The organism is Flavobacterium sp. GNP011, assembly GCF_056428925.1.
In genome coordinates this window covers 91,596-103,595 of the sequence record NZ_JBWJVJ010000005.1, presented here as the reverse complement: position 1 = coordinate 103,595, position 12,000 = coordinate 91,596, and the positions used below count along the sequence as shown (strand labels likewise).

Annotated in this window: 10 protein-coding genes and 1 pseudogene; 4 read left to right on the top strand and 7 right to left on the bottom strand. The window is 33.8% G+C overall.

Going from position 1 to position 12,000, the window contains the following annotated elements:
• Positions 1-125 precede the first annotated feature (125 nt).
• The gene (locus AC061E_RS06510) at positions 126-1,001 is read left to right on the top strand and encodes a L,D-transpeptidase (protein ID WP_478285519.1); all 876 of its coding nucleotides are present in this window, start codon (positions 126-128) and stop codon (positions 999-1,001) included.
• A 92-nt stretch (positions 1,002-1,093) separates the two neighbouring features.
• Here the strand turns inward: AC061E_RS06510 and AC061E_RS06505 are convergent, their stop codons facing one another.
• The 6 genes from AC061E_RS06505 to AC061E_RS06480 form a co-directional block, all read right to left on the bottom strand.
• The gene (locus AC061E_RS06505; protein ID WP_478285518.1) at positions 1,094-1,810 is read right to left on the bottom strand and encodes a 3-ketoacyl-ACP reductase; all 717 of its coding nucleotides are present in this window, start codon (positions 1,808-1,810) and stop codon (positions 1,094-1,096) included.
• Positions 1,811-1,849: 39 nt separating this feature from the next.
• Complete coding sequence (locus tag AC061E_RS06500) at positions 1,850-2,464, bottom strand: hypothetical protein (RefSeq protein WP_478285517.1); 615 nt, start codon at positions 2,462-2,464, stop codon at positions 1,850-1,852.
• A 319-nt stretch (positions 2,465-2,783) separates the two neighbouring features.
• Complete coding sequence (locus AC061E_RS06495; RefSeq protein ID WP_478285516.1) at positions 2,784-3,389, bottom strand: hypothetical protein; 606 nt, start codon at positions 3,387-3,389, stop codon at positions 2,784-2,786.
• A gap of 149 nt (positions 3,390-3,538) precedes the next feature.
• Positions 3,539-6,229 carry a vWA domain-containing protein gene (locus tag AC061E_RS06490; protein ID WP_478285515.1) on the bottom strand — a complete coding sequence of 897 codons (2,691 nt, stop codon included), beginning with the start codon at positions 6,227-6,229 and terminating at the stop codon, positions 3,539-3,541.
• A 2-nt stretch (positions 6,230-6,231) separates the two neighbouring features.
• Positions 6,232-6,732: an RNA polymerase sigma factor gene (locus tag AC061E_RS06485; protein ID WP_478285514.1), complete on the bottom strand. Its 501-nt coding sequence runs from the start codon at positions 6,730-6,732 to the stop codon at positions 6,232-6,234.
• A gap of 107 nt (positions 6,733-6,839) precedes the next feature.
• Positions 6,840-7,676 carry a DUF6929 family protein gene (locus tag AC061E_RS06480; protein ID WP_478285513.1) on the bottom strand — a complete coding sequence of 279 codons (837 nt, stop codon included), beginning with the start codon at positions 7,674-7,676 and terminating at the stop codon, positions 6,840-6,842.
• Positions 7,677-7,828: 152 nt separating this feature from the next.
• Between AC061E_RS06480 and AC061E_RS06475 the strand changes: the two are divergent.
• A pseudogene (locus AC061E_RS06475) lies at positions 7,829-8,706 on the top strand (PPK2 family polyphosphate kinase).
• Between the two features lie 56 nt (positions 8,707-8,762).
• Here the strand turns inward: AC061E_RS06475 and AC061E_RS06470 are convergent.
• The gene (locus tag AC061E_RS06470) at positions 8,763-9,344 is read right to left on the bottom strand and encodes an outer membrane beta-barrel protein (protein ID WP_182648641.1); all 582 of its coding nucleotides are present in this window, start codon (positions 9,342-9,344) and stop codon (positions 8,763-8,765) included.
• 230 nt (positions 9,345-9,574) lie between these two features.
• On the opposite strand from AC061E_RS06470, the gene AC061E_RS06465 reads away from it, so the two are divergent.
• Positions 9,575-10,957: an MATE family efflux transporter gene (locus AC061E_RS06465; protein ID WP_478285512.1), complete on the top strand. Its 1,383-nt coding sequence runs from the start codon at positions 9,575-9,577 to the stop codon at positions 10,955-10,957.
• A 71-nt stretch (positions 10,958-11,028) separates the two neighbouring features.
• Entirely contained in the window at positions 11,029-11,937 is a 909-nt protein-coding gene (locus tag AC061E_RS06460) for a prohibitin family protein (RefSeq protein WP_478285511.1), read from the top strand.
• Positions 11,938-12,000: the final 63 nt, after the last annotated feature.

The window sequence follows — 12,000 nt, the reverse complement described above, 5'->3', positions numbered from 1 at the left end:
TTTAGGCTTAATTTTCTTGATTTCTTAATGGTTTTTTGAAGTTTAATTCTGTAACAACTAATACAAATTGTGTAAGAGACTTGATAGCTGATTGAGGTAATTTTAACAAAATAAAATTAAACCTTATGAAGCCAATTGTTTATATCCTTAGTGCATTAGTTTGCTCTGTTTTGTTTTCTTGTCAAGAGAATGCTAAAAAGTCTAAAGACAAAAATCTAACAGAAAAAATTCCAACTAAAATAGAACGAAAAAAACCTGGTACGGTCACTTATCATTTTGAAAACACGAAAGAATGGGTTAAGAAAGCTACAAACAATAGTGCTCAATTGCAGCTTGCTTATGCGATTAATAGAACAGATGCGGAAAATTTTAAAAAATTAGATTCGGTTATTGTTCCCAATGATTTTACTGGAGACATAGCCTATTATTTACCTTTTCCTTTGAAAGTTCCATATTTGAAAGATGTTGACAAGATTATCTATTTTTCGTACCCAACACAAACCTTTGCTGCCTATGAAAACGGCGAATTGATTTATACCGGTCCAACGAATATGGGAAGGGAAAAAGATAAAACACCTACGGGATTGTTTTTTACCAACTGGAAAGCCGAAAAAACAACTAGTACTTTTAACGATGAGTGGGATTTAAAATGGAATTTTAACATCGAAAATAAATTGGGTGTTGGTTTTCATCAGTATGCTCTCCCAGGGTATCCTGCTTCGCATTCTTGTTTGAGACTTCAAGAAGCGGATGCTAAAAAATTGTACAGTTGGGCAGAGGAATGGGTGCTAGAAGATGAACAAAATGTAAAAGTAAAAGGAACTCCTGTCATTGTTTTTGGAGCCTATCCGTTTGGAAAAACCAAACCTTGGTATGTTTTGGTTGACGATGCGAAAGGTTTACAACTCAGTGAAAGTGATATCGAAAGAGAAACAAAAGCACATATGAATACTATTTTAAAGGAACAGAAAAATAGAGCTACGCAACAAAATAAGGAATAGCCACAGATTGTAATAAAGAAAAAACCATTGAGAAAGCAATTAAAATGCGATTCTCAATGGTTTTTAGTTTTTATACTGTAAGCTTTTAAATTTTACGGATTAGTAGACCAAAGACTGCTGTTTTTTACAAACACGCGTCGGTTTAATTTGAGTTGCGCGATTACGAGCTCAGCCATATCTTCGGCTTGCATTACTTTATCCGGATTTCCGTCGGTTAGTTTTAGTTCTTTTGCCATGTCAGTAGCAACTGTACTTGGTGTAAGTGCGGTAACGCGTATGTTGTGTTTGCGCATTTCTTGCATCAATGAATCGGTTAGTCCTAACAACGCAAATTTAGAGGCACTATACGCGCTAGTCATGGCATTTCCGGCCAATCCAGCGGTTGACGATATGTTGATAATATCTCCAGTTTGCCTTTCAATCATATTCGGAACAACGGCTCTGGTTACGTAATACGGTCCCATTAAATTCACTTGAATAATGCGTTCCCAGTCTGTTGGTTCTAATTCTAAGAATTTTCCAAACGATGCAATACCAGCGTTATTGATCAAAATATCAATAGTTCCAAATTCGCTTAGCGCTTTTTCAACCGCAGCGTTTACAGAGTTGATATCAGCAACATCAGCGGTAACAGCCAAGGCTTTTACACGTAGCGAGCGTACTTTTGCAGCTACACTGTCAATTTCTTCTTGAGTGCGCGCTACTAAAATTACGTTTACACCTTCTTTGGCTAATGCCAATGCAATTGCTTTTCCTATTCCTTTTCCGGCTCCGGTAACCAGCGCCGTTTTATTTTTTAAATCAGTCATTTGATGTGTTGTTTTAGTTCCAAAACAAAGTTAAGATATTTATTTTTTGGAAGCCTTTTTAAATTTTTCAATTCCGTCCGCTTTTAATTTTTGTAAACTCATTTCTAAGTCTGTTTTCGTTATACCACCCTCCGTCATTTTTACTATACTATCATAAAATGATTTCTTAAGTATTACTCTTTCAGGCTCAATAGCATCAAAATATTTTTTCAAATCAGCTGTTGGTTCAAAGTAATATATAAATTGTGCTGGAATATTCTGCAAATATTCATATACTATGTTTTTACAACCAACTTGTTTAAGGAATTCGTTGCAGTTTTGATGTTTAGTTGAGTTAGTTAATTGAATTTTATAAATAGAAGAATCTAGTTTTTCACCATATCTGTAATAAACACCTGCTAAAAAGGAATAGATCTGCTCATTCGTTTCAAATTTGTTATTTAAGAGTTCATCTTTTTCGCCATAAAAACTATTCATTTTTTTTGAAATTTCCTCGGAATACATTTCACAGTGATTCGATTTTTGAAAAATTGTTTCAACAGTAATATTTAATTCAGTTTTAATATATAAACTCAAATAATTTACTAATTGTTTTTCAAAAGGATAGTATCTGTCAACTTGCTTTTCTCTTTTTACAGCATAAAAACGCCCCATATAATCACTTAATGTCCCCAGCACGAAATAAACAGGATCAATTGAAACAATCTGTGTTTTACTTGCTGAAATAAGATTGTTTACTTTTTTATCTGTTTGAGAAAAAGTAGATTGGATTATTGTAAGAAAAGTAGTATTAAAAAAATTAGTTTCATTTTATCTTTTTTAGTTTTTCTGACAATAACGTTCACGCGCTACAAGCATTTTGCTACTAAATTAAGCCCATTTTTCGGATTTGCTAAATCTTCCAAATAAAAACTAATTTTTCCATTGAGCCAAATACCCAAATTGCTTGTAGCGTGTTTTAGTGGCTGGTTATTTATTTATTTATCGCAAATTCATCTTTCCCACGTAATATTATTTCTTTTGATTTTTTAATATTCTCCTCTGCTTTAGTTAGCAAATTCACGAAAGTCACATTCAATTTTTCGTTTTTATTTTCAAACGGCTCAACAATAATTTTTAAGATATAATTTTCGTCAATTATAAAATTATTATAATCTGCATTCACTATAGTATTGTCAATTTTAAATATTGTTGTCTTTGCTTTTAGGTTTGTATATTTAGCTTTTAAATTATTTAATGAAATTAATTTAGGTTTATATGTTGATTTAGTTACTAAATAAAGTTGTTCGTGGTATTTTACATTTTCGATTTCAATATTTTTTTTTTCAACATTATAGGTTGCAATTTCATTTGGATTTATAGTTCTTAAAATACCTTCATTAATTAGCTTTCCATTTATAAAATAAGCCGGCTTTTTTTTATTCTCAATTTCGTTTTTGTAAAGGACGTTAATAATTGTATCATTTTTAGAAGCAATTTCTTGATTTGTAATTCGTAATCCTTGAACTTTTCCTGTCGGTTTTTGTCCGAAGCTATTAATTGATAGAAGTATTGTTACAATAAAAAGTATCTTTTTCATAATTTTCTTTTTTTACGTTTCTTAGGTTAACTAGCCACTAACTTCTCAATATAACTCACGTTGAGTGCGAAGTGTATTGAGAAGTTTATTCAGTGTATCTTTATACACAACATTTGCAGATTGGAATAACTTAACTCGGGTTAAAATAATTATTTTACAGTTTCAACCAAGCGGATAAATTCTGCTTTATAACCGTCTTCGTCATTGGACAATCCTTCTTTTGCCAGTTTTTTGATTTCTTCAGAGGATTTATTAGATACTAGATTTGAATCTCTCAATTTCAACCCAAACCAAGCGACAGCGGAACTAAATTTAAAATCATCGGACGAGTTTTTTAATGGAATGGATTTGTTTTCAATAGCTTTTACCATTTCGATACTTTTGTCTCCGTCTGGTTTTTTATAACGGAATTTTATAGTTGCCAATTCATCAGAATAATCACTTCCATTTGAGCTTGTTTTGGTGTATTTTAAATCCGGTTGATTGTTGATAAATTCATTTTCCACACCAGTTGGAATCACTTCGTACAGAGCAGTTACTGTATGGCCGCTACCTAATTCTCCTGCATCAATGGTATCGTTTGTAAAATCTTCAGGGCGCAATTTTCTGTTTTCGTAGCCAATTAATCGGTACGCCTGAACATGTTTTGGATTGAATTCGATTTGGATTTTAACGTCTTTGGCGATAGCAAACATTGAACCTTTGAATTCTTTACCTAAGAAACGATTGGCTTCTTGAATATTATCGATATAAGCATAATTTCCATTGCCTTTGTCGGCTAAAGTTTCCATTTTGCTGTCTTTGTAATTGCCCATTCCATAACCCAAACAAGTTAAGAAAACTCCCGATTTTCTTTTTTGTTCTATCAAGGTTTGCATATCTGTATTGGATGAAGCACCAACGTTAAAATCACCATCAGTAGCCAGAATTACTCGGTTGTTTCCTCCTTTGATAAAATTTTCTTCTGCCAATTTATAAGCCAATTCTATTCCTGCTCCACCAGCCGTGCTTCCGCCAGCATTGAGTTTTTCCAACGCATCGATGATAGTTTGTTTTTCGTCTCCAGTTGTTGGAGGCAAAACCATTCCCGCTGCTCCGGCATAAACCACAATGGCTACTTTGTCTTTTTTTCGGAGTTCGTTTACCAAAATTTTCAGTGATTGTTTCAGTAAAGGCAATTTGTTGGGATCACTCATCGAACCCGAAACATCAATCAAGAAAACCAAGTTGGAAGCTGGCAGATTATCCGTTGGAATATTTTTGCCTTGCAAACCAATTTTTAGCAATTGGTGTTTTGGATTCCAAGGACAATCACTGTATTCCGTATTAATCGAAAACGGATTTTGGTCTTGTGGTTGTGGATATTTATACTTGAAAAAGTTCATCATTTCTTCAACTCTCACGGCATCTTTCGGCACGGTTTGTCCGTTGTTGATGAAACGTCTTATGTTGGTATAAGAAGCGTTGTCAACATCAATGGAGAAAGTGGAAAGTGGTGCTGATTTTGGACTTTCGAATTGATTTTCTACAAAATTTTCATAGTCTTCTTGTGAAACTTCGATAGATTTTGGTGGAACTACTATTTGTTCTTGCTTTTTATTTTTGCTCAGTTTTTTGAGTCTTTTTTCTAGTTCTTTTTTAGAAAGATTTTGATAAGTTCCTTTTTTTGTTGTTAGTAAAATGACACCATTTGATGCTCTACTTCCGTATAAAGAAGTTGCAGCGAAGTCCTTTAGAACGTTTACAGTTTTAATATTTTCGGGTTTTAATTGTTTGAACTCCTCAGGATTCACAGGAACACCATCAATAATGTATAAAGGTTCGTTTGATTGTGTAATGGATGCGTTTCCGCGGATTCTAATTGTTGGATAAGGTTTAGGCGAGTCTTGACTCAAATATTCAGGATTGTTTGTAATTTGAACTCCTGCAATTTTACCTTGAAGGGCTTGACTAACATTTGCTGATTTTTGTTTCATCAAATCAGTACCAGAAATCATAGTAACAGAACCCGTCAAAGCTGATTTTTTTGGCTTAGATGCATAACCAGCAACTACAACTTCATTCAAAGCCATTGAATTATTAACCAGTTTCATATTTATTTTATCATTTTCACCAACAGTAGCATAACTGTTTTCATATCCTATATATGAAAAAACAAGTTCATCTCCTTTTTCAGCTTTAATGTTAAATTCACCATTAATATTAGTTATTGCTCCTTGAGTTGTTCCTTTAACCAAAACAGTTGCCCCAGGAAGAGGCTGGTTTATTTCGTCGGTTACAATTCCTGAAATAGTTTTTGTTATTGCATCGTAAGTTGATGAAATTTTGGCTTTTGCCTTGTTTTCTTGTAATGCAATTGCTTCGACTTTCACGGCGATTATGGTCGCTTCTTTGTTTTCGTTAAGCTCAATTTCATCAGTTTTGACACTAGAAAGCGGGTTAATGTCACTATTGGTATGTGTAGTTTTTTCTACTACAACTACAGGTTTTTCAGTTTGTTTTTTTAGACTAACTTCTGCATCTGGTTTTATGGTTTTTGAAAGTCCCTCAGTTTGTTTAGGCTCTGTTTTTTCTTGTATAACTATGCTGTTTTCTTTGGTTCCGCTTGGCTTGATTACTTTTGAATCGTTTTTAATAAACTGGTATCCCAATGAGAAAAACAATAGGAGTGAAGCGGCAATGGTTAATTTTTTCCAAAGTGCAATAGCTTTTTTGTCTTCTTTCTTGTCTAGCTTTTCTTCTACTCGCATCCAAACTTTTTCCATTGCAGGAAAGTTTTTTTCTTCTGCTTTTTGGGAAGCATTTTTTATTTTGTTGAATATTTTTTCTTGATTGTCCATGACTATTTCGCTTTTTGGTAATACAAATTGTTTACTAATTCCTTTAGCTTGGTTTTCGAAGCATTCAATTGTGATTTGGATGTGCCTTCGGAAATGTTCAGCATAACTGCAATTTCTTTGTGGCCATAGCCTTCGATTACGAAAAGATTAAAAATCGTCTTGCAACCTTCAGGAATGTGATTGAGCAAATTCAGCAAATCTTCCTCTTCGAGGTCCGTTATTTCATCAGTAAAAGGTTGCGCAATAATTTTGATATCATCAAGATGCAAATTGAAATTGGTATTTTTCTTGATGGTAGCCAAACAATGATTGACTGTAATTTTTCGGGACCAAGCTTCAAAAGCGCCAAATTCTTTGAGCTGGTCGAGTTTGGTAAAAATAGTATAGAAAGCGTCGGCCAATGCCTCTTCTATTTCTTCCTCTTTCTTTAGGTAGCGCTTGCAAGTGCGGTACAATTTTGGAGCCATAAGCTCGTACACTTGACGCTGGGCATCTCGGTGCATTTTTTTGCAGTCAGAAATTAAATTTTCGTTTATCACAATTTATGTCTTTCTACTAAAGAGATTAAAAAAATGAAAAAGGTTGGGATGGAGATAAAATATTTTTTGATTTATTGTTTTGAAAAAGATAATTTATAAATATACGTTTCTAAAACTTCAGTGTCTTTGTCTTCACAAAGCAGGAACTCAATTTTTTTTTTTGAATTGGTGTATAAAGTCAATCCTTCGAATTTATGGGTATCGCTAATTTTTTGTGTGAAATTGATTTTCATGGTTTTCAAGTCGATGCTCCCAATTAAGCTTCCTAAAACTTCGCCATCGTCATACGTTGATTTTGTATCTTCGGCTGTGGCCAAAAAATAAAGCGTATCGTCTACAAGAATGGCATCGGTAAAGCTGGTTCGAACGCCCTTTATTTTAGGCAATTTGTAAGCATTGGAAAGAATTTGAAAATCGTTTGTTAGGTTTTTGCCAGCTATGGTAAAAAGTACATTTTTATTCGAAATTCCGTTGCCGCGATTCAATAAATACCAATTTTGACCATTATACGTGGCGCCTTCAATATTGAAATCTTCGGGATTGATCTCGCCGAAGTTTTGCATGACAGCATATAAATCGGTTAGATCGTGCGTTGCAATTATTTTTTTATCGGCATCGTTTAGTTGAATCATTTTGTTCCTATTGCCGGTTGACCCAGATCCAAAAACATAAAGACTATCGGCAAAGTATGCGATAGCTTCAAAATCGGATTTATCTTTTTTAGGGGTGTTTTCAATAGGATTTTCGAGCAATGGATGGCGTTTTAAGTCTTTAGAATCTAATTGATATTCATAAAGGAATCCGCTGTTATCTCCTATTATTAGTAGGGAATTATCTTTATAGATTAGTCCTGAAGCTGAACCAATACCGATGATATGCAAGAGAATTTCGAGTTTGAATTTTTCCATTATTTGTGTTTTTACAGCAAGTCCCTAGCCCTGATGGAAGCGATATCCTTTTACGAACGCCTTTTTTTGGCGGAGGAAAAGATTCAAGCGTACAGCAGGAAAAAGCTTCTTGTAATTTGTTATATTTGAGAAGTAAAGATAAATTATTTCCTATGAAGTCTATAAATCCGGATGATTTTAAAGTTGTTGACAAAATTAAGTTGTCAAAATTGCCAACCAATTTAGAAATTGGTGCCAGCGATGAAAAAAAAGAAGACAAATTAAAGAATGTCACTGAAAAATTAAGTGCCTTGCAAGATGTCATGTACGCGCACAATAGGTATGGTGTTTTGATTTGTTTGCAAGGAATGGACACTTCTGGAAAGGACAGTTTGATTCGGGAAGTTTTTAAGGAATTTAACTCGAGAGGGTGGTGGTGCATAGTTTTAAAACGCCAAATTCTACTGAGTTAGAGCATGATTATTTGTGGAGGCATTATTTAGTTTTACCAGAAAAAGGAAAGTTTGCCGTGTTTAATAGATCGCATTATGAAAATGTTTTGGTTACGAGAGTGCATCCCGAATATATTTTGAACGAAAATCTACCAGGAGTTGAAGACGTGGCAGACATTACGCCGGAGTTTTGGGAAAATAGAATGGAGCAGATCAATAATTTTGAAAAGCATATTACCCAAAATGGAACCATAATGCTAAAGTTCTTTTTGCATTTGAGTAAAGAGGAGCAAAGGCAGCGCTTGTTACGCCGATTAGAAGAGCGGGAGCACAACTGGAAATTTTCGGTGGGAGATTTGAAAGAGCGTGATCAATGGGATAATTATATGCATTTTTATGAAGAAGCCATAAACAAGACAAGTTCTGAGCATGCGCCATGGTATGTTGTTCCAGCCGATGATAAAGAAATGGCACGTTATATTGTGGCTAAGATTATCTGGGAAGAAATGCAAAAACACACTGATATTAAGGAGCCAGAGATGGATGATAAGGTCAAGGCTAATATGGAATTGTATAAAGAAATGTTAGAAAAGGAATAGACAAAAAAAATGCGCTGAATTTCAGCGCATTTTTTTATAACTAATTTTATGAGGTCTTATAGTTTAAAACCGTAAGCCAAACGTACACCAACTTGTCCAACTCCTCTACCAAGAGTTCCATTGTTGTTTAAACGATCAAAATGATTGTAATGTGTATAGTTCAACGATACATCGATATATTTAGTAGCGTATCCAATACTTGGAGACAACAATAAAGATGTTTTATCTCTTGTATTGTCTACATTACTTACTGCAAATGCAGCACCTGCTTCACCCATTAAGTAAAATTGATCATTCCAAACAAATGCTTTGAAACCTGCTTTAGCTGGGATTAAACCTAAATCTTTTCCTTCTGTTTGTCCAGGAAAGCCATCTGCTTTACTTTGAAATAAATTGGTATATCCTGTAGTTAAAGTCAAAGAGTATCTTTTTGATAAATCATACTGACCTCTTACGTCAGCTCCAAGGGATAGTTTATATGGATCATTAGTTGAGTAACCTGCATTTAATCCTACACCTAAACGGAAACCTTGATCGTAATTTTCTGCTGTGTTTGTTTCTTGTGCTTGAGTTGTTGAAGCAAACATCATTGCTACTGCTACTAAAAATCCTGTTTTAATTTTTCCTGCGATTGTCATAATTGTAAAATTTAATATTAATATTTTGTGTCATTTAGTTATTATTATTCAAACAAAACAACGGTACAAATATAGACCTGAAGCTTTGTTAGGGTGTTATACAATTCAATTGGTTTGTTATAGAATTTCTTGTTTTTGTATATATTATTCAAAAAAGGTTGGGTTAATAATGTAATAACACGGTTAGAATTGAAAGCTTCTAATTATCTTTGCCTTCAAAAAATAACAAAGTGAATTTATCTCAGTACGTCAAAGAGTTTTCTTATAACATCAAATTAGCCTATCCTGTCATTCTAGGAATGTTGGGGCATACATTAATAGGTATTGTAGATAATTTTATGGTAGGGAAATTAGGCTCTACTGAATTAGCAGCAGTTTCACTTGGAAATAGTTTTATTTTTATTGCAATGTCTATAGGTATTGGGTTTTCTACGGCAATAACACCGCTTATTGCAGAGGCCGATGCTGAGAAAGACAATCAAAAAATCCGAACTACTTTTCATCACGGATTATTGTTATGTACCATTTTGGGATTTGTATTGTTTGTGGTTACAGTGCTTTCTAAGCAGGTAATGTATATCATGCAACAGCCCAAAGAAGTGGCAGATCTTGCTGCACCTTATATTGATTGGGTTGCTTTTTCTATGATCCCGGTAATTATGTACCAAGGATACAAGCAGTTTGCAGATGGTTTATCAAAAACTAAATATTCTATGTATGCTATTTTGCTAGCAAATGTCGTGCATATCTTTTTTAACTACGTATTGATTTATGGAATTTGGATTTTTCCAAAATTAGGAATTTTAGGTGCAGCACTAGGAACGGTTTTATCCCGAATCATGATGGTGGTTTTTATGCATTATCTGATGAAAAGAAACGCCGATTTGAAAAAATACTTTAAGAATTTTAGTTTCAAAGAAATAAAAAAATCGATTCTTAAAAAAATTATTAATTTAGGAATGCCCTCAGCCATGCAAATGCTTTTTGAGGTTACTTTATTTACGGCGGCAATTTGGCTCTCTGGATCATTGGGAAAAAATAGTCAAGCTGCAAATCAAATTGCATTAATCCTGGCATCATCTACCTTTATGGTGGCTATGGGACTTAGTGTTACAGCCATGATACGAGTAAGTAATACCAAGGGATTGAATGATTTTAAGCAACTTATTGTAGTAGCGCGCTCTATTTTTATTTTAGCTATTTTACTAGAAATATTTTTTGCGATTTTATTTGTTATTTTTCATCAAGTGTTACCACATTTTTTCTTGAACATGTCCGATGCGAGTCAAATGGTTGATAATAATGAAATTATAGCAATCACTTCAAAACTATTATTGATTGCCGCTATATTTCAAATTTCAGATGGAATTCAAGTAGTTGTTTTGGGTGCACTTAGAGGTCTTCAAGATGTAAAAATCCCTATGTACATTACCTTTGTAGCCTATTGGGTTGTAGGTTTTCCTATATCCTATTATTTAGGAAAGTACACAGAGCTCAAAGCGGTGGGTATCTGGATAGGACTTTTGGCAGGTTTAACAATTGCTGCATTATTTTTGTATATTCGCTTTGCCAGATTGACTAAGAAGTTGGCAATGCAACAACATCAAAGTTAAATTTTTTCGTACATTGTAACTTCTTATTTCTATTTCCGTATAACAAGGATATAAACTTAATCCCTAACAAAATGATTGTATTTATTATCCTTGGAGTTGTTCTTCTAGTTTTTAGTTTTACATTAAATACTACTGCAAATTCTTTCTCTAAATATTCAGTAGCTCTAAAAGCTGTAGGTGTACTATTGATTTTCTTAGGCATTTTTTCGTCGGTTTTCAAGCAAATAGATGCTGGTAAAGTAGGCGTAAAGTCGCTTTATGGAAGTGTGCAGTCAGATATCCTAGAAAGCGGATTGAGTTTGATTAATCCTCTTATGGATGTGACTGAATTTGACATTCAAACACAAAATTATACCATGTCTGCCGTTCATAGCGAAGGAGCTCAGCAAGGTGATGATGCCATTCGTGTTCTTTCTAATGATGGACTGGAAGTAGTCATCGATTTGACTGTTTTATTCAGAATTTCTCCAGAATCAGCTCCAAAAATCTTTAAAGAAATTGGTGTAAACTACTCAGATAAAATTGTTCGTCCAGTAACCAGAACGCGTATTAGAGACAATGCTGTTTATTATGATGCCGTAGCTTTATATTCAACAAAACGAAATGAATTTCAACAGCGTATTTTTAAAACTATTGAAGCTGATTTCAAAGCTAGAGGGTTAGTTTTAGAGCAACTTCTCATTCGAAATATAAACTTACCAGCATCAGTAAAAGCCTCTATCGAAAGTAAAATTAACGCAGAGCAAGATGCGCAAAAAATGACGTTTGTGTTGCAGAAAGAAAAACAAGAGGCCGAACGTAAAAGAGTAGAAGCACAAGGTATTGCAGATTATCAGCGTATCATTTCGACGGGATTATCAGATAAGCAATTGCAATACGAGCAAATAAAGGCACAAAAAGAATTAGCAGCGTCATCAAACACAAAAATTATTTTTATGAATGGTAAAGGAAGTGCACCCATAATTCTTTCTGATAAATAGATTTTTGAAGTTTTGGCGGAACTAAAGAAAACTCACTTAACTGGTGAATTATAAAACGAATCA